Here is a 23,595-nt window from a genome sequence, read left to right as displayed (position 1 = left end):
CGCGACCACGTCGAGGTCCGGCCCCGCCCGGCGCATGTGCGCCGGGCCCGCACCCTCCTCGCCTTCCTCATCCTCATCAACCCCGTGCTCGCGCTCGCCGCGATCGCGATTGCCTTCTGGCGCGACTGAGCGCCGTCCAACCCAGGGAGCACAGCATGCCGAAACTTGGTGCAACGTATTACGACCTCATCACCGGCTTCGAGGGCGTCGCGATCGGCTATGTCCAATACATCACCGGATGCAACCAGGTCCTGCTGGCGCCGCGCGCGATCGACGGTGCCATGAAGGAGTCTCAGTGGATCGACGAGCAGCGCCTCACGGTCAACGAGGACGTCGCCGTGATCGCGATCGACAACGGGCGCGCCGCCGGCTTCGACCGCGCGCCGCCCCGACGCTGAGGTCCGCGCCGATGGCCGACATCCTCACCTTTCCCCGCCCCGCCGCCGTGCACGCGCGGCCCTGCCCCATCGTCGAGGCGGCCACCGGCTCGCTCTGCGAGGCCAAGCGGCTCGTCGGCGACGGCGTGAGCGCGGAGGCCGCCGGGCGCATGCTCGAGCAGACCGACACGCTCGCCTGCCTCCTCATCGCCGCCCGCCACACCATCGCCCTCACCGGCGACCTTGCGCGTGACCGCTTCCTCGGCGCGGCGCTCGATCAGTGGCTCGACGTCCACGGAGGAACCGTCGCATGACCGAAGAGACCGGCGTCACGAAATACCTGCCGAAGGATTGGCTGGACGAAGCCATTCCCGCGCCGCAGCGCGACGTGAACGACTTCATCCACCGCGCCGAGGGCGGCACCTTCCTCCTGATGCCGAAGGACGAGGCGGACCAGCAGGAAGAATGCTGGTGCACTTCGCTGGAGCCGGGCCAGGTCGTCGCCTTCCGGGCGACGGAATGGTACGGCTGGCACACGGTCCATGTCGACGACGACGGCCGCGTGGGCGCGCTGACCGTCCCGGCCAGGGCCAATTGCCTGTGCCTCGACGGCGACACGGAAAATCTCACGGATGACCTTTCCGAGATGGTCAAATGCGGCCGTGGCGACGGACCGCTCGCGCCCGGCGCCTACGACATCACCGTCTATTGGTGGGACGAGAGCGATACCCGCTTCCGCTTCGTCGTCGACGCGGACGGCGCCGGCCGGTTCGAGCCCTGCGCGGGGGCGAGCTGACCATGAGCCGCCCCGCAAGCCCCATCCGCCTCGGCCAGCGCCGCACGCGCCCTATGCCCTCGGAAGCATTCGTCTACCACGCGCTCGCCGACGGCCGCCCGATCGAGGACATCTGCACGGACGTCGGCATGAGCCGCAACAACCTCCTGCAGTTCATCAGCGCCCGCCGGGAGGCCTGGGAGGCGCGCCCACCCAAGCGCCTTGTCGAGGACGAGCGCCGCATCGTCGTCATGCGGGAATCCTTCATCGGCCACGCCTACCGGCAGGTCTCCGTCTCGCTGCCGCGCATCTCAATGCATGTCGCCGCCCGCACGGAGGGCGAGCGCCATGGCTGAGTTCATCGCCTTCCGCGTCCACTTCCAGGGCGAGGACGCCCCGCCCTTCGACGTCCTGACCGTCGACGCCGCCGACGCGCGCAAGCGCGCCGAGATCGCCCGGCCGGGCGAGATCGTCCGCAAGGTCAAGGTCGTGCGCGCCGGCGGCCCCTTCCCAACCTCTTCCATCAGCTCAACCACCGGAGAAACCCCATGAACGTCGCAGCCGCAGTCAAGACACCCGCCGCCACCATAACGCGCTCAGACGCGGCCGCGCCGGTGATCGTCGCAACCAGCCCCGCCGATATCTTTCTCAGGGCCGGAACGACGATCGACATCGGCGGAAAGGTCGCCGTCTTCGAACGCGACACACCGGTCCTCCTGCCCGACCTCGTCGCCGGCGAGGACTACGGGGTGAAGCTCGACGGCGAAGGCCGGCTCTTCGCCTCGCTCCTCGGCCCGGAAAACCCGTTCGACGCCGGCTGGATCGCAGGCTTCCACCATGCGCCGGGCGGCAACGCGCGTGCCCGCGCCGGCGGCGACAGCACGCCGGCCATCAACCCGGCATCGCTCTGGGATCTCGGCTTCCGCCCCTCCTGCCCCGATCCGCGCGGCATGGTCCGCGTCGAGGCCCCGGCCGGGCGTCTCTTCTGGATCGACATCTACCTGCTCGGCGTCGACCACAAGCGCGACGGCACGAGCCGCTGCGGAGCGAGGATCGCCGACGGCGTCTCGCTCGACCGGCTGAACTATCACGACGCGGTCGCGATCATGGCCGGGCACGGCAAGCGCCTGCCGACCTATGACGAGTTCCGCGCCGCGGCCTATGGCGTGACGGAACATTCCTCGGCCAACCGCCATCCGAAGACGACGGGCCTCGACGCCGCCCGCACCAGCGCATGCGGCCTCATGCAGGCGACAGGCAATCTCTGGATCTGGGGCACGGACGGCGACCCCTACGACCCGCGTCCGTCCATCCTCGGCGGCAGCTGGCTCGACGGCTCGAATGCCGGCTCCCGCTACGCGTACCTGGACTACGCTTGGCCGGTGTCCTCGAACGAGAGCCTCTCGGCCCGCGGCGCCTGCGACCACCTGGGCGCCTGACCGCCCGCGCGGAAGCGCGGGCAAACCCTTCCACCAGCAAAAGGATGACGACCATGACGGCAGCAGCCGCAGTCAAGCAGCATGAAACCACGATCGAGCGCCCCGACCCGGACGCACCGATCCTCTACGCCGCGGGCAGGGAGGCCATCGGGATCCGCGCAGGCACGGTGATCCGGATCGACGGCAGGACGCATGCGTTCGACGAGGACACGCTTCTCGACATCGCCGGGACGCTCGTGCCCGGCTACGACTACGGCGTCGGCGTCCACGAGGACGGCAGGCCCTTCGCCACCGTGCTGGCGCCTGCCAATCCGCTGGCCGCGGGATATGTCGCAGGCTTCCACTTCGCACCGAGCGGATGCGCCGAGGGCACCGAAGGCGGCGATGGCGTTCCGTCCATCAACCCGCACTCGCTGTGGGACGTCGGCTTTCGCCCGGCCTGCCCGGATCCGCGCGGCATGGCGCTCGTCAGCCTGGCGGCCGGCTGGCGCCTGTGGGCGGATATCTACCTCCTTGCCGTCGACCACCTTGCCGGCACGAGCCGCTGCGGAGCGACCATCGCCGACGGCCGCGACCGGCCGGAGCGTGTCGACGGCAAGGGCAAGTGCGACAAGCTGGACTATGCGACGGCCGTCGCGATCTACGCCCATCACGGCAAGCGCCTGCTCGGCGCCGACGAATTCTTCGCCGCCGCCTATGGCGTCAAGGAACGTTGCGCACGGGGCGAGGACGCAATCAAGACGGGATCGCTCGACGAGGGCGGCGCGCGCTTCGTCAGCCGGTTCGGCCTCTTCGACGCGACCGGCACCATGTGGATATGGGCGACCGACGGCCATCCCGACGATCCGCGTCCGTCCCTCCTCGGCGGCAGCTGGTTCTACGGCTCGAGTGCCGGCTCCCGCTACGCGCACCTGGACTACGGTTGGCCGGAGGTCTCGAGCGAGCGCATCTCGGCCCGCGGCGCCTGCGACCACCTGAGCGCCTGACGCCCGCGCGAAAGCGCGGGCAAACACCCTGAAACGGACGATCGCCAGCCATGAAACGAGACCACAACGTCAACCCCAGGGACCTGGCGATCGTCGAAAAGTACGGAGCTGCCGTGAACTATCTCTATCCCATCCTCCAGTCCTTCCCGCGCCGGCACGGCGCGCTGCGGGACGAGATCGTCGGAAAGCTGATGGGCGCGGTGGACCTCCTGTATCACGCCGCGAAATCCAGACAGCTTTCGCGGCTTCACGCGGCGGACGCCCATCTGGCGGCGCTGCGCTTCCGGTTGCGCTTCGCGTGCGACTGCCGGCTCCTTTCGCCCCGCCAGCTGTCGGTGGCCCTCGGGCACATCTACGAGACCGGTGCGATGCTGGGGGCCTGGCTGCGCGATGCGAAGGGCAACGGGAGGTCGGGGCAATGACGTTGCCTGGTCCGTCCATCCTCGGCGGCAGCTGGATCAACGGCTCGAATGCCGGCTCCCGCTACGCGAACCTGGACTACGATTGGCCGGAGAACTCGAACGAGAACATCTCGGCCCGCGGCGCCTGCGACGACCCCTTTCCGGCTCGGCGACGGTTACGACCCCGCCGGCCCCTTTCCACCGGCGCTCATGCGCCAGGGTGGTCGGCCCGACCTTCCGGCTTCGGCGAATACACTGCAAGGTCCGGCAGAGCGGGGAGTAGCGGCAACGCTGCCGTCGAAACCCGCGGCCGGCATTCCCGGAGAGTGTCCATGGCCAGGAAATACCGAAACCTCATCGGGCCGATCACGGCCGACGCCAACATGCGCGAGGCCCTGCGGCTTACAGCGCGCGGCAAGCGCTTGACGCCCGGCTATCTCGAATTCAAGGAATACTCCGTCCTCAACCTGCACCTCCTCGCCGCCGCCATGCGCGACGGCACCTATCGGCCGGGCGAGCCGCAGCAGTTCCAAATCTTCGATCCCAAGGAACGCCTGATCTCGGCGCTGCCCTTCGAAGACCGCGTCGCGCAGCAGGCCGTCGCGGCCGTCATTGCGCCGATCTTCGACGCGACGCTCTTGCCGCGATGCTTCGCCTGCCGCCCGGGCAAGGGCACCCACGCGGCCGCCATCGCCCTCCAGGCGGACATGCGCCGGCTCGACCGGGACGGCCCGCTCTACGCCCTCAAGACGGATTTCTCGCGCTACTTCTACTCGATCGAGCGCGGCACGCTCTGGCGGCTCATCGAGGCAAAGATATCGTGCCGGGCGACGCTGCGCCTGGTCGAGGCAATGCTGCCGCGCAGCGGCATCGGCCTTCCGATCGGCAACCTCACCTCGCAGATATTCGCCAACATCTATGCCGGCGTCGTCGACCGTCATCTCCAGCAGGATCTCAGCGAGCGGTACTGGTACCGCTACATGGACGATATCGTCGTGCTCGGCCGGGACCCGGAGCACCTGCGCAAGGTCCGCGCCTCGATCGAGGCGCTGTCGCGCGAACGTCTCGGCCTGCGGTTTTCCAAGTGGAGCATCCAGTCCGTCCACCGCGGCGTGAACTTCGTCGGCTACCGCATCTGGTCGACGCACAAGCTCCTGCGCCGCGACAGCGTCATCCGCGCCCGCCGCAAGATCCGCGCCTACCGCGCCGCCGGCGAGCACGAGCGGCTGGAACGCTTCCTCGCCGCCTGGACCGGCCACGCGAAGTGGGCCGACAGCCGGAATCTCTTGAAGAGCCTCGGCCTAGCGGATGCCGGCCGGATGGGCTCCGATATCAAACTGAATGGGTGTACCGAATGAAAAAACTTCCTCGTGTATCCCCGAAAACGCCAAGCCCTGGAAAGGCGCCGCCAGCGATAGGGGACAAGCATCCCGATGCTTCGGCTGTCGATCGCTTTGCCGTCGCTATGAAGGCGAAGCTGGCGAAAAAGCGCGCCGAAGGCCGTGGAGGATGGGATGATCCCGAGCAATGCAGCGCCGCCTACCTATCCTACCTGCTCATTCAGCATTGCTTCAAGGGCGATCCGCTCGACGTCGGCAACTTCGCGATGATGCTTCATCAGCGCGGGGACCGGATTGTCATTGACGACGAGACTGCCAGCATGGCCCGAGCTGCCATCCCCGGCGCCTTGCCGGTAGAGCCGGTGGGATACCTGAAGCCCGACTTTGCACACGCAACCGAGCCGAAATACATCCCGGCTTCAGAGCGCGTAGAGATCTGGGCGAAAGAGGTTTTCACAGTCCCGGTTTATGCGTCCCCACCCCTCTCCCGAGAAGGAGAGGACAGCGCGGAGGTGGATAGGCTCCGTGGCTTGCTCGACATAGCCCTTGAAGCACTCAACACATACGCCGATCCGACCAGCTATCTAGACAACGACGGGGAGCCCTTGCCGGCGGACGCTGAAACTCATGAGGGTATTCTCGCCGCAAAAACCATCGCCGTCATCCGCTCCGCCCTCGCCGCCACGCGCAGCCGTTCCGCCGCTACAGCGAAGGGAGGCGAGCATGGCTGACCGTCCAATGTGGTGCGACGATTTCGATATGGACCTCCCAAAGGTCGTCCCCGGCGCACGGGAGGCGGTCGGCGAGGCAGGTGGCATCGTACTTTTCACCTATGGGCATACCACGCATGGGACGCTCAACTTGCCGTGCATGTGGAATTCCTGCGAGGGCGGCACGCTGGCATTTTTTGGGTTCTCCAGCCCGGCCGCTCCCCGCGGGTTCACAACCTCATCCCCTGTGGTCGAATGCACCGGCTGGGAGATGTTCCGAGATCTGTGGGTGCACGGTACCGCCGCCTATGTCGAGCGGTTCCTGGTCTGGAAATCCGAGGAGCTGAACCGCGATTTCGAGAACATCATGTGGAACCTGCGCGGCTGGGGTGATGCATCGTCGCGTACCAGCCAGCGTCGCCGGCGCATGGGCGAGCTTCGCGCTCTTATTTCGATCCGGCAGGCCGCGCAGCGCTTGGTCGAGCTTCACAAACATTACGAAGGGCTCCGTCGATGAATAGCCTTAGCATTTCCAGCGCCGCCGTGGTCGCGGCGTTCCGAGACCATAAAGTGGCCCTCCCGCTTCGGCTTTCCGACGAAGACGCCGGCGTCATCCTCGACGATGACGGCGTGGACGTGGCCACCGTCGACGTCAACTGCGAGCGCCCTGGCGAGCAGGCCACCGCCATCGCCATGATGATCGTCAGCGCCATCAACCATCTCGCCGGCCTCGTGCCCGCCGCCTGCCAAACGAAAGGCGACGACCATGGCTGAGAATTCGGCAATCTCCTGGACGCATCACACGTGGAATCCATGGATAGGTTGCGCCAAGGTCTCACCGGCTTGCGACGGGTGCTACGCCGAAGCCATGATGGATAAGCGCTACGGCCGCGTCCGTTGGGGCGGGCCGGGCGCCGGCGCGGGCACGCGTTCCCGCACGTCCAAATCCACCTGGGATGCTCCGTTCAAGTGGCAGAGACAGGCTGAGAAGGACGGCACCCGACCCTTTGTTTTCTGCGCGTCCTTGGCAGATATCTTCGACAATCAAGTTCCGCAGGACTGGCGCGGTGAGGCGTTCTCGGTCATGCGCAAGACGCCTAATCTGGTTTACCTGCTCCTCACGAAGCGGCCTCAACTCATCGTCAAACTGTCAGACGCAGCCGGCGGCCTGCCCGCCAACGCCGCGCTCGGCACGACGGTAGAAGACCAGGACCGAGCCGACATCAACCTTCCGGCCCTAAAGGTTGCGAAGATCGAGTTGAGGCCGCTCTTCACCTTCGGATCGTTCGAACCGCTTTTGGGGCCTGTCGTTATCCCGCCGGCATTCATGCCGGATTGGATCATCGCCGGCGGGGAAGCCGATCAGGGCGGGCATCAGGCGCGCCCCACGCACCCGAACTGGATGCGTAGCCTGCGCGACCAGGCAGCCATGGCTGGCAAGCCCTTCCACCTCAAGCAATGGGGAGAATGGGTGCCCCAGCTCGGCTCGGTCGACCTTCCCGACAACCCCGAGATCAGCCGCTATCAGTGGGCCGAATGGGACGGTGAGGAGTGGGATTTCTGGAACCGTCCTATGTTGTGCGACGAACTGGACCCGGATCACAGCATGATCAGGGCGGGCCGGAGGCGCACCGGCCGCATGCTCGACGGCGCGACACATGATGCCTTCCCACATATCCCTTCGATCTCCGACGCTGGAGAGCAAAAATGAGCCGCCCCGCCGCATCGAAAGACCAGGCACGGCTCGACGCGATCCGCAACCGCGTGGCGCTTGCCTCGCCGGCCTGGGGTCTCGTGGCCGACGATCGGCTGACGATGACGGCAGGCGACGGCGAGCTGGTCGACGTGCTGACATTCGCGGACAACGTCTACATCGAGGACCGTGACCTGATCCTCCATGCGCCCGAGGACCTGCCCTGGCTGCTCGGCATGTACGACCGCGTCGTCACGCGGCTGCGCGAGGCGATGGCGGAAATTGCGCGCCTCAGCCCGCCGCCGAAGAAGGCCAAGGACTATGCGGCCGAGTGCGCCATGCAGTGCGGCCGGCAGGCGTTCCGCGTATTTTTGCGCGAGCGGCACGGCCTGGAGACGACCGACGACGAGCGCGTCAATGCGCGCGTCCGCTCGATCCTGCAAATCCAGTCGCGCGCCGAGCTGAACACGGACGAAAACGCCCGCAAGCGATGGCTTTCGCTGCGGGCGGGATTCAACCAATGGCAGGAGGGTCGGTGATGGAACCGATGGACGATGAGCCCCTTACCCTCGCCGAGGCTTGCGCAATTCTCTTTCGCGGCACTATCAAGCCAGCCACCTTGCGGGCGGAAGCTGCGCGAGGCAATCTCGTCATCGAACGGATCGGCCGGTGGGATTTTGTGACCCGCCAGGCAATCAGGGAGATGAGGGAAAAATGCCGCGTCCAGCAAAAGGAGCCCGTCTCTGGTACGATAAAACGTCCGGCCTCTGGTACATCCGAGACGGATCGGCAAAGCGCGGCACTGGCTGCGGCCTTGAAGAGCGCGCGCGAGCTGAGGAAGCCCTCCGCGAATACATCGGCCAGAAATACGAGCCGCCGAGGGACAGTAGTCCGTCTCGGCTCCTAGTTTCCGATGTCCTGACCTTCTACGCCCGGGAGATCGCCCCCGGACAGAAGTCGGACGCCACCAGCTACGCCATAGAGCGCCTCCTGGACTGGTGGAAGACAAAGCCACTTTCCGAGGTGAAGCGATCGACGTGCCAAGACTATGTCGCCTACCGAACGTCACAGCCCATCCGGCAGGCGAAGAAGGCGAAGGAGCCCAAGCTCGTCAGTGCGGAGACGGCCCGTCGCGAGCTAACGGTTTTGCGGGCCGCCATAAACGCCTATCACGCCGAAACTCCACTGGATGCTCTCCCCGTCGTCACGCTACCCCAAGCCTCCGAGGCGCGCCCTGACTGGCTTCGACGCGATCAGGTAGCCAAGCTCCTCCGAGCCACGCGCAAATTTGACGACAAGGACGCGGCAAGGGCATTGCAGCGGTTCATCTTGCTTGGCGTCTACACCGGGACCCGTTCGGGCGCACTCCGCCGGCTCGGGTGGATTCCCAACACGCTCGGCGGCCACATTGACGTTGACGCCGGCGTCATCCACCGCCGCGGCGACGACGAGGCGGAAACCAAGAAGCGACGGCCGACCGTCAGGATACCTCAACGGCTCTCGGGTTTCCTCACGCGCTGGCGGCAGGCGGACATGAAAAGGGAAAAGCCGATTGCCTACGTCATCCACTATCGCGGAAGCCCTGTGGATAAACAGAGGAAGGCATGGGCGTCAGCCAGGCAAGCGGCCGGCCTCGGCAAGGAAATCACCCCGCATATTCTTCGCCACACCGCCGCGTCGTGGCTGATGCTGGCCGGTGCGGAGATATGGGATGTCGCCAACTACCTCGGAATGAGCCCCAAAATGCTGGAAGACGTGTATGGCCATCACCACCCTGACTTCCAGAAGGAAGTTGCGTCGAAGGTGGGTAAGAGGCGGTAACTGTCAGGATTTCTGTCATGACCGATACCGCAGGTGAAACGAAATGGTATCTAAGCCATTGAAAAGAATGGTGCTGCTAGAGAGATTTGAACTCTCGGCCTCTCCCTTACCAAGGGAGTGCTCTACCCCTGAGCTATAGCAGCATCCGGCGAAACAGGACTGCTTCGCGTGAGCGAGGGCCTATTGCCACAGGTCATCCGGCAGCGCAAGCGGCCTATATGCGATTATCGCAACAAATCTGACGAGTCACCGCTTTTCGCGGGGCCGGTTTAACGACGAGAAGAGGCATGAGCAGCAAGGACGGCACAAAAAGCGGGAAGATCAGGACGGAGGCGGAGATACGCGCCGAGCGGCTGGCGAAGACGCTGCGCGACAATCTCCAGCGGCGCAAGCAGCAGGCGCGTGCCCGCCGCGCCGGAGCGGCGGACGAGACGATCGGGCTTCCCGCAGCCGTGCCTGCCGCAAAAAAAGACGAATCGGACGGTTAGTCGGACATGTCTTCACCGCGAAGGCTAAGGGGGACGGTTTCCGGAACCGGACGCACGGATAAACCGGCGGCCGGCACGGTCTTCATTTTTCGATCGCGATGCTCTAAAGAGGCCGCCATCTCCGAAAGCCGATGTTCTTTGAGAAAGGCGGGCCCGGCCCGTAGTCACACATGGATCGTATCAGGATTGTAGGCGGCAACGAGCTTACGGGCACCATCCCGATCTCCGGCGCCAAGAACGCCGCCCTGCCGCTGATGATCGCGTCGCTCCTCACCGACGACACGCTGACGCTGGAAAACGTGCCGCACCTTGCCGACGTCGAGCAGCTCATCCGCATCCTCGGCAACCACGGCGCCGACATTTCGGTCAACGGCCGCCGCGAGCGCCAGGGCGAGGGTTACTCCCGCACGATCCACTTCACCTCGCGCAACATCGTCGACACGACCGCGCCCTACGAGCTGGTCTCGAAGATGCGCGCCTCCTTCTGGGTCATCGGCCCTCTGCTCGCCCGCGAAGGCAAGGCCCGCGTCTCGCTGCCGGGCGGCTGCGCCATCGGCACGCGCCCGGTCGACCTCTTCATCGAGGCGCTGGCCGCACTCGGCGCGAAGATCGAGATCGACGGCGGCTATATCGAGGCGACGGCGCCGGAAGGCGGCTTGATCGGCGCGCGCTACACCTTCCCCAAGGTCTCGGTCGGCGCCACCCATGTGCTCATGATGGCGGCGACGCTCGCCCGCGGCACGACGGTGATCGGCAATGCCGCCCGCGAGCCGGAAGTGCAGGACCTCGCCAAGTGCCTCAACGCCATGGGCGCGAAGATTTCCGGCGCCGGCACGGCGACCATCACCATCGAAGGCGTCGACCAGCTCTCCGGCGCGCGCCACCGCGTGCTGCCCGACCGCATCGAGACCGGCACCTATGCCATGGCCGTCGCCATGACCGGCGGCGACGTCGTGCTGGAAGGCACGGATGCGGCGCTGCTCGATACGGCGCTCGAGGCGATCCGCCGCGCCGGCGCCGAGGTCACCTCGACGGAAAGCGGCATCCGCGTCGTGCGCAACGGCGGCGGCATCAAGCCCGTCGACGTCGTGACCGACCCCTTCCCCGGTTTCCCGACGGACCTGCAGGCGCAGTTCATGGGCCTGATGACCAAGTCGAGCGGCATTTCGCACATCACCGAGACGATCTTCGAGAACCGCTTCATGCATGTGCAGGAGCTTGCGCGCCTCGGCGCGAAGATCTCGCTCTCCGGCCAGACGGCCAAGATCGAGGGCGTCGAGCGGCTGCGCGGCGCGCCCGTCATGGCGACGGACCTGCGCGCCTCCGTCTCGCTCGTCATCGCCGGCCTTGCCGCCGAGGGCGAGACCATGGTCTCGCGCGTCTACCATCTCGACCGAGGCTTCGAGCGGCTGGAGGAAAAGCTCACCCGCTGCGGCGCCGTCGTCGAACGCGTCAGCGACTGATCTTGCCCGCGCGGTGGTTGCAGTCCGCCGCGCGCCGTCCTATCTCGTGATCGAATGTTCGGGATGCCGCAGGTCCGCGGCCTCCCCGGGAAGGACAGCATAATGGACAGCCTGAAACTGCTCGCCCTCGATACGGAAGACCTCGCCGTCGTCTCGGCCCACCTGCAGGACGCGGTCTTCAAGACCGACGGCCTTTCCTATGACGCCCGCCATCACGTCTTTTCGCTCGTCGTCAACCGCTTCGCCTGGGAAAAGGCAGAGCGCCGCGGCAAGGGATTCGAACGCCGCCGCGCCGTCGTCGCCATCAAGTGCGTCAAGGCCGTACGCTCGCTGGGCATCGACCGCAGGGACCAGGACGCCGTCTTCTCACTGCTTGCCGTCAACTTCGTCCCGAACGGCGAAGGACCGGACGGCATCGTGGAGCTCGTCATGTCCGGCAACGCCTCCATCGCGCTCGATGTGGAATGCATCGAAGTTCAGCTTGCAGATACCGGCGGAGCATGGGAAACCAGCTTGAAACCCCGCCATCCGGCGGTTTGAGGCATCGGTCCGGCGCATTTCCGCCGGGAGACGACAGGGACTTGACGACTTGGCGATCAGACTTGACTACCAGAGCAGCGATTTCGAAAGCCGGTTCGCTGCCTTCCTGACCACCAAGCGCGAGGTCTCCGAAGACGTCAACGCCATCGTGCGCACGATCATCGACGACGTGCGCGCCCGCGGCGATGTGGCGCTTGCCGAATATTCCAGGAAGTTCGACGGCCTCGACTTCGCCGTGACCTCCATGCGCGTCTCGCTGGAGGAGATCGATGCGGCCTATGACGCCGTCGATCCGAAGATCATCGCCGCTCTCGAACTGGCGGCGCAGCGCATCGAGAAGCATCACGCCCGCCAGAAGCCGAAGGACGACATCTACGAGGACGACATCGGCGTCGGCCTCGGCTCGCGCTGGACGGCAATCGACGCGGTCGGCCTCTACGTGCCGGGCGGCACGGCGAGCTATCCGAGCTCCGTGCTGATGAACGCCGTGCCGGCCAAGGTCGCCGGGGTGCCGCGCGTCGTCATGGTCGTGCCGGCCAAGGACGGCGCGATCAACCCGGCCGTGCTCGCCGCCGCGCGCATCGCCGGCGTCGACGAGATCTACCGCATCGGCGGCGCGCAGGCCGTCGCCGCCCTCGCCTACGGCACCGAAACGGTCGCGCCCGTCGCCAAGATCACCGGCCCCGGCAACGCCTTCGTCGCCGCCGCCAAGCGCCAAGTCTTCGGCACGGTCGGCATCGACATGATCGCCGGGCCCTCCGAAGTGCTCGTCATCGCCGACGGCGACAACGATCCGGACTGGCTCGCCGCCGACCTCCTCGCCCAGGCCGAGCACGATGCCGGCGCCCAGTCGATCCTCGTCACCGACAGCCCGGCGCTGGCCGATGCCGTGGAAGCCGCCGTCGAGCGGCAGCTGAAGACGCTGGCACGCTCGGAGACCGCCGCCGCCAGCTGGCGCGATTTCGGCGCCGTCATCCTCGTGCCGGACCTTGCGAAGGCCGTGCCGCTGGCGAACCGCATCGCCGCCGAGCACCTGGAGATCGCCACCGCCGATCCCGACGCGCTGATGGGCGGGATCCGCAATGCCGGTGCCATCTTCGTCGGCCGCCACACGCCCGAGGTCATCGGCGACTATGTGGGCGGCTCGAACCATGTGCTGCCGACCGCGCGCTCCGCCCGCTTTTCCTCGGGCCTTTCCGTGCTCGACTACATGAAGCGCACCTCGATCCTGCGCCTCGGCCCCGATCAGTTGCGCGCCCTCGGCCCGGCGGCCATCACGCTCGCCGAAGCCGAAGGCCTCGGCGCGCATGCCCGCTCCGTCGCCATCCGGCTCAACCCGGAAAGTTAGGCGATGAGCAAGAAAGGCAACTTCCGCCTCTGCGACGTGGTGCTGGACGACACGATCGGCCGGTCCACGCCGGATGTGGAGCACGAGCGTGCGGTTGCCATCTTCGACCTCATCGAGGAAAACACCTTCGAGCCGATCGGCCATGCCGGCGGTCCCTATCGCCTCCACCTTTCCCTTGTCGATTCCAAGCTCGTCTTCGCCATCCGCACCGAAGGAGGCGAGGAAGTCGCAACCCATATCCTTTCGCTGACACCCTTCCGCCGCATCGTGAAGGACTACTTCATGATCTGCGAGAGCTACTACCAGGCGATCCGCTCGGCGACGCCCAGCCAGATCGAGGCGATCGACATGGGCCGGCGCGGCATCCACAACGAGGGCTCGCAGACCCTGATGGACCGGCTCTCGGGCAAGATCAGATTCGATTTCGACACCGCCCGCCGCCTCTTCACGCTCGTCTGCGTCCTCTACTGGCGCGGGTGAGCGGATGGAGGGCGTTTCCCCGCCAGCGCAGGAAGCCCGGCCGCGGACGCCCCGCTCGATTCTCTTCATGTGCCGCATGAATGCGGTTCGTTCGCCGATGGCGGAAACCATCGCCCGCAGCGTGCTGCCGGCCGGCACCTACGTGGCCTCCGCCGGCGTGCGCCCCGGCGAGCGCGATCCCTTCGTCGACGCCGTGCTCGGCGAGGTCGGCCTCTCGCTCGGCCGCCATGCGCCCCACTCGCTCGACGAACTGGAGGACGACTATTTCGACCTCATCGTGACCCTGGCGCCGGAGGCCCATCACGCCGCCCTCGAGCTCACCCGCTCCATGGCCGTCGACGTGATGTACTGGCCGACGCCGGATCCGACGGTCGCAACCGGAACGCGCGAACAGATTCTCTCGTCCTACCGGGAAGTCCGCGAGTTCCTGAAGACGCTGATAGAGAAGCGCCTGAAAGGCCCGGGCTGAGCCCGGAACCGCCTGATTTCCGGCAAATGCAGAAAGCCGGCGCTTCGGTGTTCACAAAGCATCGGGGATTGTGTAGTTTCCGGCAACTTTTTCGAGGCGGGCATCCGGCCTCCCCGAATCCACCCTCAAGGAATATCGCTCAAAGATGGCAAAAGAAGAAGTCCTCGAATTTCCCGGTGTCGTGACGGAACTGCTCCCGAACGCCACCTTCCGCGTCAAGCTCGAAAACGAGCACGAGATCATCGCGCACACAGCGGGCCGCATGCGCAAGAACCGCATCCGCGTTCTCGCCGGCGACAAGGTGCTGGTCGAGATGACGCCCTACGACCTCACCAAGGGCCGCATCACCTACCGTTTCAAGTAAGCCCCTTCAAGCAGGCTCAGGGGCCGCGCCCTCGCCCGGCTTCCGGCCGACGCACGAAGCTGGCGCACCCCGGGGCTTTCCGGAGATCCCATGGCGCAGACCGACAAGCTCATCCTCGCCTCCGGCTCGCCGCGCCGCGTCGAACTGCTCGCCCAGGCGGGCATCGAGCCCGCGCGCCTGATGCCGATGGACATCGACGAGACGCCGAAGCGTTCCGAGCATCCCCGCTCGCTGGCGCGACGCCTGTCGACCGGCAAGGCGCAGGCCGCGCTCGCCGCCGTCAAGGGTGACCCGTCCTTCGCCGGAAGCTATATCCTCGCCGCAGACACGGTCGTCTCGGTCGGCCGGCGCATCCTGCCGAAAACGGAGATGATCGACGAGGCGTCGAGCGCGCTGCACCTTCTTTCCGGCCGCAGCCACCGCGTCTTCACCGGCATCTGCCTCATCACGCCGGACCGCACCGTGCGCCAGAAGGTCATCGACACGAAGGTCCGCTTCAAGCGCCTCTCGACGACCGACATCGAGCATTACCTCGCCTCCGGCCAGTGGCGCGGCAAGGCAGGCGGCTACGGCATCCAGGGCATCGCCGGCAGCTTCGTCGTCAAGCTCGTCGGCTCCTACACGAACGTCGTGGGCCTGCCCCTTTACGAAACCCTCGCCCTTCTCTCCGGCGAAGGGTTCGACGTGCATGCCGGCTGGGGAGATGCCTGACGTGGCGAAGGGCGGCGAAAAAACGACCGCGACGGTCGCGCCCTTGCGCAAGGCCGTCCCCTGCCCGATCTGCAGGCGTCCCTCCGCGCGCGAGCATTATCCCTTCTGCTCGAACCGCTGCCGCGACGTCGATCTCAACCGCTGGCTCTCCGGCTCCTACGCCATTCCTGTCGCCGACGACGAGGCGAAAGCCGACGAAGACGATCGGTGAACCCTGCCGGAGCGCGAAAACCCAGCCTTTTCCGTCACTTGCGGGACCGGGCATTTTTCCCGCAAAAAACCGCCGTTGGGACTGGACACATTTTTGCAAGATGCTATAACCCCGCTCGCTTCCGGGGCGGAACCAAGCGCCCCTTGCGGATTTCAACGGAAATCCAAGCCTGATGCCCGGATAGCTCAGTTGGTAGAGCAGCGGATTGAAAATCCGCGTGTCGGTGGTTCGAATCCGCCTCCGGGCACCATTAACCCCTAAAACAGCCGGCATCCAGACTTTCTAAAGGCCCACACGTCCCGTCGTGTTTTGCCGTGAAGTCGACACGCTTCGAGTTTCCCACCCTGGCTGTTAGAGACCTCCGGTCAGGCCGCACGGCAATTCGCGTTAGGCAATGCTCACACAAGCTAACTCTGAAAAACTGTGCCGATCAGGTCCCGTGGCCTGATTCGAGAAGCGTTGAGCATGACATTTCATGGGCCGGGCATTGGGAGCCCGGCGTGCACTTTGCAGAGCAACCCGAATGAGGATGCAACAATGCAGAAGTCGGAATCGTCTGAACGTGCCTTCCTGCCGGTCGAGAGCATTGCCGCTGCCAGGCAGAGGGATATGGAGAAAATCGTGCGCGCCCTGTCTGCGCTGGCGGAAGTCGCGCGATCCCTGAAAAACGTCCCTCTTCGTTCCCCCAAGGCGGAAGACCTGTTGGGCCTCGAAGCCTGAACGAAGGCGGGCCGGGCGACCGCGCACACGGCGAAGGCCGTGTCCTGCTGTCGGTTCATCACGCAAAGGAGGGCGGTTCCGTCTTCCGGGCCTTCCGTGCCTGTCTTCTCCCATCACCGAATTCGATGCATCTGTCAGCGAAACTCGCGTGTACGGCACCGCAAAACCGGGTAGACCTTGGCCGTTTCGCCTCTCCGGGCGGAGCAGGATTGCGGTTTGCCGGAGTGATTTTCCATGAGCATCGTCGAAAGCCTCAGCCCCCGTTCGCTCCGGGCGCCGGAGAGCGGGATCGTCGAAGTCGTCAACTATGCGCGCGGGCGCGAGGGCCTGATCCCGCTGTGGGTCGGCGAAGGGGACCTGCCGACCCCGGAGTTCATTTCGCGGGCGGCGTCCGAGGCGCTTATGCAGGGGGAGACCTTCTACACCTGGCAGCGCGGCATTCCGGAGTTGAGGGCGGCGCTCTCGCGCTATTATGCCCGCCGCTTCGGCGCGGCTTTGCCGGCAGAGCATTTTTACGTCGTCGGATCGGGCATGCAGGCGATCAAGCTTGCGATCGAGGCGCTCGTCTCGCCCGGCGAGGACATGGTGTACCTGACGCCGGCCTGGCCGAATTTCGCGGCGGCGGCGGGGCTTTCCGGCGCAAATCCCATCGCCGTGCCGCTCGACTTCGCCGGCGGGCGCTGGCAGGTCGACCTAGGGCGCATCGAAGCCGCGATAACGCCGAAGACGCGCGTGCTCTTCGTCAACACGCCGTCCAACCCGACCGGCTGGACGGCGACGCGGGAGGACCTTGCGAACCTCCTCGCCATCGCGCGGCGCCACGATCTCTGGATCATGGCCGACGAGATCTATGCGCTCTATCACTATGCCGGCGGGCGGGCGCCCTCCTTCCTCGACGTCATGGAGGAGGGCGACCGGGTGGTCTTCGTCAATTCCTTCTCGAAGAACTGGTCGATGACCGGCTGGCGCGTCGGCTGGATCGTCGCGCCGCCGGAGATGGGCCAGGTGCTGGAAAACCTCATCCAGTATTCCACCTCCGGTGTGCCGCAGTTCCTGCAGCGGGGCGCGGTCGTGGCGCTCGACGAGGGCGACGCCTTCGTGCAGTCGAACATCGACAAGGCGGCGAAGAACCGCGACGTCTTCTGCGATGCGCTGATCGCCACCAACCGAGTGGAGACGCTGAAGCCGGACGGCGCGCTCTACGCGTTCCTCAAGATCGACGGCGTGACGGATTCCCGCCTTGCCGCGCTCGACATCGTCGACCGGACCAATGTCGGCCTTGCGCCGGGCACGGCCTTCGGGCCCGGCGGCGAACTTTTCATGCGCGCCTGCTTCCTGCGCGATCCGCGAGAGGTCGAGGAAGCGGCGGACCGGCTCGCCCGCTACATCGCCGCACGCTGATGCGGGTCACAGCCGGGCGAGCACGAAATCGGCGCGCTCGCCCACCGGCACCTTCGGCAGGATGACCGTCTCGTAGCCGAGCATCGGATAGGTCCGTTCAAGGCGATCGTATTCGGCAAGCGCCGCGTCGAACCCATGCCGGCGTTCGCGGTCGCCTGCATAGATCTCCGGCCAGGGCGGCGTCAGGAAAACCCGGCGGTTGTAGCGGTGCTCCGCCGCAAGCGCGTCCAGCACCGGTTCGCCGCCGGATGCCTCGAGCGCCGACGCGGCATCGACCAGGCCGCGGTCGAAGAAGACGAAGCCCGGATGATCCCGCATCGCCGCGCGGTCGGCAAGCGCCGTCGCGATGGCGCGGCGGGCGAAGGCGGCAAGGTCAAGCCAGGGCAAGGCGCCGCCGCCCGCCGCCAGTTCCTCCTGCACGACGCGGCGGCCCGGTTCCTCGACGACAGCATGGCCGCGCCGGCGCAGCTCTTCGAGGAGGGTGGATTTCCCGCCGCCGGAGCAGCCGGAGAGCACGATGAAACGATCGGACATGATGTTGCCTTTCTGGAACGGGAGAACGGCCGGACGCGACCGGGTTGCGTCTTGCCGGCAGGCAGGGTGATATGCCTGCGATTCTGACGATTCGGAGAGTTTCATGGCGGTTCTGGTTACGGGTGGCGCGGGCTATATCGGCAGCCACATGGTTTGGGCGCTCGTCGACGCCGGCGAGGAGGTGGTGGTGCTCGACCGGCTCTCCACCGGCTTCCGCTGGGCCGTGGCGCCCGAAGCGCGCTTCTACGAGGGCGACATTGCCGATACGGCGCTGCTGTCGGCGATCTTCTCCGAAAACCGCATCGACGCGATCATCCACTTCGCCGGTTCGATCGTCGTGCCCGAATCGGTCGCCGATCCCCTCTCCTATTACGAGAACAACACGGTCAAGTCACGGGCGCTGATCGCGGCGGCCGTCGCGGCGAAGATCCCGCATTTCGTCTTCTCCTCCACCGCGGCGGTCTACGGCACGCCGGACGGAACGGAGCCGGTGGCCGAGACCGCGGCGCTGCGGCCCGAATCGCCCTACGGCTCCTCCAAGCTGATGACCGAGATCATGCTGCGCGACACCGCCGCCGCGCACGACTTCACTTATACGGCGCTGCGCTATTTCAACGTCGCGGGCGCCGATCCGCGCGGGCGCACCGGCCAGTCGACGGCAGGCGCCACGCACCTCATCAAGGTGGCGAGCGAGGCGGCGCTCGGCAAGCGGGGCGGCATGGACGTCTACGGCACCGACTATCCGACTCCGGACGGCACCTGCATCCGCGACTACATCCACGTAACCGACCTTGCCAATGCGCATCTGAAGGCCCTGCAGCGCATGCGCGCGGGCGGCGGCTCGATCGTCGCCAATTGCGGCTATGGCCGCGGCTTTTCCGTGCTGGAGGTGCTGGAGCAGGTGAAGGCCGTTTCCGGCGCGGACTTTCCGGTGCGCTTCGCCGCCCGCCGGCCGGGCGATGCGGTGCTCATCGTCGCCAATCCCTCCGTCGCGATGAAGGAACTCGGCTGGAGGCCGGAGCACGACGACCTTGCCTTCATCGTGCGCAGCGCGCTCGCCTGGGAGGACCACCTCGGCAAGCGCAACCAGCGCTGAGCCCTACTCCTCCCCGAGCCGCTCCTTTTCGTGCGCGATCGCGCGGGCGATAAGCTGCGCCCAGATCTCCTCGTAGAAATCGCCGTCGAGGCCCTGCGCCTCGGCATTGCGGCGGGCGTTGTCGCGCACTTCCTTCACGCGCTCCGGCACGTCGGCGGGAATGCCGAGGTCCGCCTTGATCTCCGCAGCACGGCCGATGAAGCTCCAGCGTTCGGCAAAGAGCGACATCAGCGCGCGATCGATCCGGTCGATGTTCTCCCGGATTTCCGCCATCGTCGTGCATTCTGCCGCAGTCTTCGCCATCCCGGTCTCCTTCATGGGCACCGGATAGCAGAGGATCGTCCGGGGGGAAAGGCGCTCGGGTGTCGCAAGGCCCATGGCGACATACGAGGCCACATGCAGGCCCGGGGGTTTGGCAGAAGGAGGGTGCGGTCCTGTCTTCCGCCTGCGGGCCTGCATGCTGGCCGAGGCGGAACCTAGGCAAGCAAGCTGGCGCGAAGCTGGACGCGGTTACGTAACGTCAAGTCACGTTCCGATCGCCAGTTTTATGGCAAGGCCGACGACCGCGACCGCCAGCACGCCGCCCGCCCAGAGACCGATGAACCAGAGCAGCCTGCGCCCTGTCGAATGCTCTCCCATCAGTGATAGCCCTCCTCCGGGTCGACCTTTCCGCGGAACACCCAGTAGGCATAGGCGGTGTAGCAGAGGATCATCGGCACGAGCACCAGCGCGCCGACCAGCAGGAAGGCAAGGCTTTCCTCCGGGGCGGCCGCCTGCCAGATCGTGAGGGAAGCCGGCACGATATAGGGATAGAAGCTGATGCCGATACCCGCGAAACCGAGCACGAAAAGGCCGAGGGCGGCAAGGAAGGGCCGCGAATCGTGCCGCGCACGCAGGCCGTGGACGAGAAGGGCGAAGCAGCCGAGCACGAGCAGCGGCACGACCAGGCTGAAGGCGACGGTCGGCCAGCCGAACCAGCGATCGAAATAGAGCGGCTCCATGAACGGTGTCCACAGGCTGAAGACGCCCATGGCAAGGAGCGTGCCCATGCCGGCCCTGAGGGCATAGGCACGGGCGCGGGCGGCAAGTTCCCCGCTCGTCTTCATCACCAGCCAGGTGGCGCCGAGCAGCGCATAACCGACGAGAAGCGCAAAGCCCGTCGCGACGGAAAAGGGCGTCAGCCAGTCCCACCAGCCGCCGGCATAGGCGCGGCCTTCCACGGGAATGCCCTGGACCAGCGCGCCGAGAGCCACGCCCTGCATGAAGGCCGCCACCATGGAGCCGCCGGCGAAGGCTATATCCCAGAGGAACTCGCCGCGTTTCGTGCGCCAGCGGTATTCGAAGGCGACGCCGCGGAAGATGAGGCCGAGCAGCATCAGCACGAGCGGCATGTAGAGCGCCGGCAGGATCGTCGCATAGGCGAGCGGGAAGACGGCCATCAGCCCCCCGCCACCCAGCACCAGCCAGGTCTCGTTGCCGTCCCAGACGGGCGCAACGGAATTCATCATCACATCGCGGTCGTGCTTCTCCTTGAAGAACGGAAAGAGGATGCCGACGCCGAGGTCGAAACCGTCGAGAATGACATAGGCGAGCACGGCGAAGGCGATGATGGCCGCCCAGATGAAGGGAAGGTCAAGCGCCATGGCGGCGGCTCCCGGACTTGGTGGCGATGGCGGCGGCGGGCGTGATGCCGGCCGAACGGATAGGCCCTTCGAGCGCCGGCATGGGATCGCGCGGCAGGCGGCCCATCAGGCGCAGGATGTAGAAGGTGCCGGCGCCGAAGACGAGGAAATAGACGACGATGAAGGCAATCAGCGAGGTCGCGACGGCGGGCGCATCGATTGGCGCGACGGAATCGGCCGTCAGCAGGTGGCCGTAGACCGTATAGGGCTGGCGGCCGACCTCCGTCGTCACCCAGCCGGCGAGCACGGCGAGGAAGCCGGCCGGGCCCATGAGGATTGCGGCGCGGTGCAGCCAGCGATTCTCGCCGAGCGTCCCGCGCCAGCGACACCAGAGAGACCAGAGCCCGAGGCCGAGCATGGCAAAGCCGATGGCGACCATGACGCGGAAGGACCAGAAGACGATGCCGACAGGCGGCTGCAGCTCCCTCGGCACCGTGTCGAGGCCCGCCAGCGGCGCATTCAGGTCGTGCTTGAGGATGAGGCTCGACAGCTTCGGGATCTCGACGGCGTAGTCGACCCGTTGCTCGGCCGAATTCGGCAGCCCGAAGAGGATGAGCGGTGCGCCGTCCGGATGGCTCCGGTAGTGGCCCTCCATCGCCATGACCTTGGCCGGCTGGTGCTCCAGCGTGTTGAGGCCGTGCAGGTCGCCGGCGAGGATCTGGACCGGCGCGACGAGCGCGGCCATCCACATGGCCATGGAGAACATCTTCTTCGCGCGCTTCGGCGCATCGCCGCGCAGGAGATGATAGGCGCCGACCGCGCCGACGACGAGGGCGGTGGTAAGATAGGCGGCCAGCACCATGTGCACGAGCCGGTAGGGGAAGGACGGATTGAAGATCACCGCCCACCAGTCGGTCGGCACGAACTGGCCCGCGTCATTGACGGTGAAGCCGGCGGGCGTCTGCATCCAGGAATTGGCGGCGAGGATCCAGGTGGCCGAGATCAGTGTGCCGACGGCCACCATGAGGGTCGCGAAGAAATGCAGCTTCGGGCCGACGCGGTTGAGGCCGAACAGCATGACGCCGAGGAAGCCCGCCTCGAGGAAGAAGGCGGTCAGGACCTCGTAGCCCATCAAAGGGCCGATGACCGCTCCCGCCTTGTCGGAAAAGACGCTCCAGTTCGTGCCGAACTGGTAGGACATGACGATGCCCGAGACGACGCCCATGCCGAAGGCGAGCGCGAAGATCGTCTTCCAGAAATTGAAGAGGGCGAAATAGACCTCGTCCTTCGTCCAGAGCCACAGTCCCTCCAGCACCGCGAGATAGCTCGCAAGGCCGATCGAGAAGGCCGGAAAGACGATGTGGAAGGAAACCGTGAAGGCGAACTGGAAGCGGGCGAGCAGGGTGGCGTCCAGCGAGTCGAACATTGGCCAGTCCTTTCTGAAACCGCCGCGCCTGCCGGCTGCGGTCGCTCCAGAGAATGTGGCCGCCAGTAGTCAAAGGTCAATTCCGCACGCCTGCCCTCGTTGCCGCACCGCGACAATCGCCCGCGTGCGGCATTTCGCGCCCCGTTGTGGGAACCCGAAACGGGCGAAGCTCCCGGTGTATCCACCGGGAGCTTCGAAACCGTCGGCGTGGTGCCGGCGATCAGTTGCTGGCGTTCGGAGCGACCGAGCGGTAGTCGCCGCTCTCATAGGGCTTTTCAGCGGACTGGTCCCGGACGATGACGCGGTCACCGATGCTGTTCGTACGGAACCTGTCGACATTCGTCTGGCTCTGTACCGGGGCGGGCGCGCCGCCGACATAGTAGTCGCCGCTGGCGAAGGCCGCGGAGGCGCCGAAGGCGGAGGCAGCGACGAGGGCGGCGGCGAAGGTGGTGGCAAGGGTCTTGGTCATTGTCTTATCCTTGGTTCAAATCTTAGGAATATGCGGGTTTCGGCGATCAGTTGCTGGCGTTCGGAGCAACCGAACGGTAGTCGCCGCTATTGTAGGACTGGGCCTGTGCGGACTGGTCCTTGATGACGACGCGCTTGTCGCCGATGCTGTGCGTACGGACCGTGTCGATGTTCTGGGACTTCACGGCATCCGGCGCGCCGCCGACATAGTAGTCGCCGCTGGCGAAAGCCGCGGAGGCGCCGAAGGCGGAAGCTGCAACGAGGGCGGCGGCGAAGGTGGTGGTGAGGGTCTTGGTCATTGTCTTTATCCTTGGTTCAAGTCTTGGGTTCAGGTCTTGGGAGGCCCGTTCGTCAGCGGTCAGTTGGCGTTGACGGGCGCAACCGAGCGATAGTCGCCGCGGTCGTAGGGCTTGGCGCTGTAGGACGGATCCTTGATGACGACGCGCTTGTCGCCGATGCTGTGCGTGCGGACCGTGTCGATGTTCGACTGGGTCTTCACGGCGTCGGGCGAGCCGCCCGGATAGTAGTCGCCGCTGGCGAAGGCTGCGGAGCCGCCGAAGACGGAGGCGGCGACCAGCGCGGCGGCGAAAGTGGCGTTGAGGGTCTTGGTCATTATCGTTGTCCTTTCTATATCTGACGATGGACGCGGTACTGCGGTCTTGCTCGATTGCCGGGCGGGCCATTTCGGGGCGCTCACAGCTCTCCTTGCTTC

35 protein-coding genes and 2 tRNA genes are annotated in these 23,595 nt (G+C 66.1%); 28 read left to right on the top strand and 9 right to left on the bottom strand.

The features are described 5' to 3' along the window. Positions 1–155 precede the first annotated feature (155 nt). The 15 genes from ACIIOY_RS06460 (at position 156) to ACIIOY_RS06390 (ending at position 9,542) form a co-directional block, all read left to right on the top strand. Positions 156–398 (top strand): hypothetical protein, encoded by a 243-nt coding sequence (locus ACIIOY_RS06460; RefSeq protein WP_411033811.1) that lies wholly within the window; start codon positions 156–158, stop codon positions 396–398. A gap of 11 nt (positions 399–409) precedes the next feature. Next, entirely contained in the window at positions 410–691 is a 282-nt protein-coding gene (locus tag ACIIOY_RS06455; RefSeq protein WP_411033810.1) for a hypothetical protein, read from the top strand. After that, on the top strand, positions 688–1,173 hold the full coding sequence (locus tag ACIIOY_RS06450) for a hypothetical protein (RefSeq protein WP_411033809.1): 486 nt from the start codon (positions 688–690) through the stop codon (positions 1,171–1,173). The genes ACIIOY_RS06455 and ACIIOY_RS06450 overlap by 4 nt, the downstream gene beginning before the upstream one ends. Positions 1,174–1,175: 2 nt before the next feature. Continuing rightward, positions 1,176–1,508, top strand: a complete 333-nt coding sequence (locus ACIIOY_RS06445) for a hypothetical protein (RefSeq protein WP_411033808.1) — start codon at positions 1,176–1,178, stop codon at positions 1,506–1,508. Then, a complete protein-coding gene (locus ACIIOY_RS06440) occupies positions 1,501–1,704 on the top strand; it encodes a hypothetical protein (RefSeq protein ID WP_411033807.1) in 204 nt (67 codons plus the stop codon). The genes ACIIOY_RS06445 and ACIIOY_RS06440 overlap by 8 nt, the downstream gene beginning before the upstream one ends. Next, positions 1,701–2,591, top strand: coding sequence for a phage major tropism determinant (locus ACIIOY_RS06435; protein ID WP_411033806.1), 891 nt, complete (start codon positions 1,701–1,703; stop codon positions 2,589–2,591). Before ACIIOY_RS06440 ends, ACIIOY_RS06435 begins: the two co-directional genes overlap by 4 nt. 53 nt (positions 2,592–2,644) lie before the next feature. Next, complete coding sequence (locus ACIIOY_RS06430) at positions 2,645–3,577, top strand: phage major tropism determinant (RefSeq protein ID WP_411033805.1); 933 nt, start codon at positions 2,645–2,647, stop codon at positions 3,575–3,577. Between the two features lie 50 nt (positions 3,578–3,627). After that, the gene (gene avd, locus ACIIOY_RS06425; protein WP_411033804.1) at positions 3,628–3,999 is read left to right on the top strand and encodes a diversity-generating retroelement protein Avd; all 372 of its coding nucleotides are present in this window, start codon (positions 3,628–3,630) and stop codon (positions 3,997–3,999) included. Between the two features lie 311 nt (positions 4,000–4,310). Further along, on the top strand, positions 4,311–5,336 hold the full coding sequence (locus tag ACIIOY_RS06420; protein ID WP_411033803.1) for an RNA-directed DNA polymerase: 1,026 nt from the start codon (positions 4,311–4,313) through the stop codon (positions 5,334–5,336). After that, positions 5,333–6,049: a hypothetical protein gene (locus ACIIOY_RS06415; RefSeq protein ID WP_411033802.1), complete on the top strand. Its 717-nt coding sequence runs from the start codon at positions 5,333–5,335 to the stop codon at positions 6,047–6,049. The genes ACIIOY_RS06420 and ACIIOY_RS06415 overlap by 4 nt, the downstream gene beginning before the upstream one ends. Further along, positions 6,042–6,545 (top strand): hypothetical protein, encoded by a 504-nt coding sequence (locus ACIIOY_RS06410; protein ID WP_411033801.1) that lies wholly within the window; start codon positions 6,042–6,044, stop codon positions 6,543–6,545. The genes ACIIOY_RS06415 and ACIIOY_RS06410 overlap by 8 nt, the downstream gene beginning before the upstream one ends. Before the next feature lie 53 nt (positions 6,546–6,598). Then, positions 6,599–6,802, top strand: a complete 204-nt coding sequence (locus tag ACIIOY_RS06405; protein ID WP_411033800.1) for a hypothetical protein — start codon at positions 6,599–6,601, stop codon at positions 6,800–6,802. Next, entirely contained in the window at positions 6,795–7,739 is a 945-nt protein-coding gene (locus ACIIOY_RS06400) for a DUF5131 family protein (RefSeq protein WP_411033799.1), read from the top strand. Before ACIIOY_RS06405 ends, ACIIOY_RS06400 begins: the two co-directional genes overlap by 8 nt. Beyond that, complete coding sequence (locus ACIIOY_RS06395) at positions 7,736–8,260, top strand: hypothetical protein (RefSeq protein ID WP_411033798.1); 525 nt, start codon at positions 7,736–7,738, stop codon at positions 8,258–8,260. Before ACIIOY_RS06400 ends, ACIIOY_RS06395 begins: the two co-directional genes overlap by 4 nt. 175 nt (positions 8,261–8,435) lie before the next feature. Next, positions 8,436–9,542 carry a tyrosine-type recombinase/integrase gene (locus ACIIOY_RS06390; protein WP_411033797.1) on the top strand — a complete coding sequence of 369 codons (1,107 nt, stop codon included), beginning with the start codon at positions 8,436–8,438 and terminating at the stop codon, positions 9,540–9,542. Positions 9,543–9,610: 68 nt separating this feature from the next. On the opposite strand, the gene ACIIOY_RS06385 is transcribed toward ACIIOY_RS06390, so the two are convergent. Beyond that, positions 9,611–9,685 (bottom strand) — tRNA-Thr (locus tag ACIIOY_RS06385). Positions 9,686–9,829: 144 nt separating this feature from the next. On the opposite strand from ACIIOY_RS06385, the gene ACIIOY_RS06380 reads away from it, so the two are divergent. The 12 genes from ACIIOY_RS06380 to ACIIOY_RS06325 all read left to right on the top strand — a co-directional run bounded on the left by ACIIOY_RS06380 (position 9,830) and on the right by ACIIOY_RS06325 (position 17,737). After that, positions 9,830–10,030, top strand: a complete 201-nt coding sequence (locus ACIIOY_RS06380) for a hypothetical protein (RefSeq protein WP_411033796.1) — start codon at positions 9,830–9,832, stop codon at positions 10,028–10,030. A gap of 170 nt (positions 10,031–10,200) precedes the next feature. Then, positions 10,201–11,493: a UDP-N-acetylglucosamine 1-carboxyvinyltransferase gene (gene murA / locus ACIIOY_RS06375; RefSeq protein ID WP_411033795.1), complete on the top strand. Its 1,293-nt coding sequence runs from the start codon at positions 10,201–10,203 to the stop codon at positions 11,491–11,493. Positions 11,494–11,595: 102 nt separating this feature from the next. Further along, on the top strand, positions 11,596–12,033 hold the full coding sequence (locus ACIIOY_RS06370) for a DUF2948 family protein (protein ID WP_411033794.1): 438 nt from the start codon (positions 11,596–11,598) through the stop codon (positions 12,031–12,033). Positions 12,034–12,082: 49 nt separating this feature from the next. Beyond that, positions 12,083–13,381 carry a histidinol dehydrogenase gene (hisD, locus tag ACIIOY_RS06365; RefSeq protein WP_411033793.1) on the top strand — a complete coding sequence of 433 codons (1,299 nt, stop codon included), beginning with the start codon at positions 12,083–12,085 and terminating at the stop codon, positions 13,379–13,381. A gap of 3 nt (positions 13,382–13,384) precedes the next feature. Next, on the top strand, positions 13,385–13,861 hold the full coding sequence (locus tag ACIIOY_RS06360; RefSeq protein ID WP_411033792.1) for a UPF0262 family protein: 477 nt from the start codon (positions 13,385–13,387) through the stop codon (positions 13,859–13,861). A gap of 4 nt (positions 13,862–13,865) precedes the next feature. Beyond that, positions 13,866–14,330 (top strand): arsenate-mycothiol transferase ArsC, encoded by a 465-nt coding sequence (locus tag ACIIOY_RS06355; protein ID WP_411033791.1) that lies wholly within the window; start codon positions 13,866–13,868, stop codon positions 14,328–14,330. 145 nt (positions 14,331–14,475) lie between these two features. Continuing rightward, positions 14,476–14,694 carry a translation initiation factor IF-1 gene (infA, locus tag ACIIOY_RS06350; RefSeq protein ID WP_004435948.1) on the top strand — a complete coding sequence of 73 codons (219 nt, stop codon included), beginning with the start codon at positions 14,476–14,478 and terminating at the stop codon, positions 14,692–14,694. A gap of 90 nt (positions 14,695–14,784) precedes the next feature. After that, a complete protein-coding gene (locus tag ACIIOY_RS06345; RefSeq protein WP_411033790.1) occupies positions 14,785–15,405 on the top strand; it encodes a Maf-like protein in 621 nt (206 codons plus the stop codon). A gap of 1 nt (position 15,406) precedes the next feature. Then, on the top strand, positions 15,407–15,616 hold the full coding sequence (gene yacG / locus ACIIOY_RS06340) for a DNA gyrase inhibitor YacG (protein ID WP_411033789.1): 210 nt from the start codon (positions 15,407–15,409) through the stop codon (positions 15,614–15,616). Between the two features lie 174 nt (positions 15,617–15,790). Beyond that, positions 15,791–15,866, top strand: a tRNA-Phe gene (locus tag ACIIOY_RS06335). 287 nt (positions 15,867–16,153) lie between these two features. Then, the gene (locus tag ACIIOY_RS06330) at positions 16,154–16,336 is read left to right on the top strand and encodes a hypothetical protein (RefSeq protein WP_411033788.1); all 183 of its coding nucleotides are present in this window, start codon (positions 16,154–16,156) and stop codon (positions 16,334–16,336) included. Between the two features lie 234 nt (positions 16,337–16,570). Further along, a complete protein-coding gene (locus tag ACIIOY_RS06325) occupies positions 16,571–17,737 on the top strand; it encodes a pyridoxal phosphate-dependent aminotransferase (RefSeq protein WP_411033787.1) in 1,167 nt (388 codons plus the stop codon). 6 nt (positions 17,738–17,743) lie between these two features. Here the strand turns inward: ACIIOY_RS06325 and ACIIOY_RS06320 are convergent, their stop codons facing one another. Beyond that, on the bottom strand, positions 17,744–18,271 hold the full coding sequence (locus tag ACIIOY_RS06320; protein WP_411033786.1) for an AAA family ATPase: 528 nt from the start codon (positions 18,269–18,271) through the stop codon (positions 17,744–17,746). Between the two features lie 103 nt (positions 18,272–18,374). Here ACIIOY_RS06320 and galE point away from each other — a divergent pair, with 103 nt between their 5' ends. Continuing rightward, a complete protein-coding gene (galE, locus tag ACIIOY_RS06315; protein ID WP_411033785.1) occupies positions 18,375–19,367 on the top strand; it encodes a UDP-glucose 4-epimerase GalE in 993 nt (330 codons plus the stop codon). Positions 19,368–19,370: 3 nt separating this feature from the next. Here the strand turns inward: galE and ACIIOY_RS06310 are convergent, their stop codons facing one another. The 7 genes from ACIIOY_RS06310 to ACIIOY_RS06280 form a co-directional block, all read right to left on the bottom strand. After that, positions 19,371–19,670 carry a chorismate mutase family protein gene (locus ACIIOY_RS06310; RefSeq protein WP_411033784.1) on the bottom strand — a complete coding sequence of 100 codons (300 nt, stop codon included), beginning with the start codon at positions 19,668–19,670 and terminating at the stop codon, positions 19,371–19,373. Positions 19,671–19,892: 222 nt separating this feature from the next. Continuing rightward, on the bottom strand, positions 19,893–20,006 hold the full coding sequence (locus ACIIOY_RS06305) for a DUF2474 family protein (protein ID WP_411033783.1): 114 nt from the start codon (positions 20,004–20,006) through the stop codon (positions 19,893–19,895). Beyond that, positions 20,006–21,010: a cytochrome d ubiquinol oxidase subunit II gene (cydB, locus tag ACIIOY_RS06300; protein WP_411033782.1), complete on the bottom strand. Its 1,005-nt coding sequence runs from the start codon at positions 21,008–21,010 to the stop codon at positions 20,006–20,008. The genes ACIIOY_RS06305 and cydB overlap by 1 nt, the downstream gene beginning before the upstream one ends. Continuing rightward, positions 21,000–22,415: a cytochrome ubiquinol oxidase subunit I gene (locus ACIIOY_RS06295; RefSeq protein WP_411033781.1), complete on the bottom strand. Its 1,416-nt coding sequence runs from the start codon at positions 22,413–22,415 to the stop codon at positions 21,000–21,002. Before ACIIOY_RS06295 ends, cydB begins: the two co-directional genes overlap by 11 nt. A gap of 220 nt (positions 22,416–22,635) precedes the next feature. Further along, on the bottom strand, positions 22,636–22,884 hold the full coding sequence (locus ACIIOY_RS06290) for a hypothetical protein (protein ID WP_411033780.1): 249 nt from the start codon (positions 22,882–22,884) through the stop codon (positions 22,636–22,638). A 46-nt stretch (positions 22,885–22,930) separates the two neighbouring features. Continuing rightward, entirely contained in the window at positions 22,931–23,182 is a 252-nt protein-coding gene (locus tag ACIIOY_RS06285; RefSeq protein WP_411033779.1) for a hypothetical protein, read from the bottom strand. 59 nt (positions 23,183–23,241) lie between these two features. Beyond that, complete coding sequence (locus ACIIOY_RS06280; protein WP_411033778.1) at positions 23,242–23,496, bottom strand: hypothetical protein; 255 nt, start codon at positions 23,494–23,496, stop codon at positions 23,242–23,244. Positions 23,497–23,595 lie beyond the last annotated feature (99 nt).

Origin of the sequence: Shinella agrisoli (genome assembly GCF_046557955.1) — a bacterium.
Taxonomy (GTDB): Bacteria; Pseudomonadota; Alphaproteobacteria; order Rhizobiales; family Rhizobiaceae; genus Shinella.
Note: the sequence above shows the minus strand (reverse complement) of the source record. Positions and strands in the feature narration are given on the sequence as shown.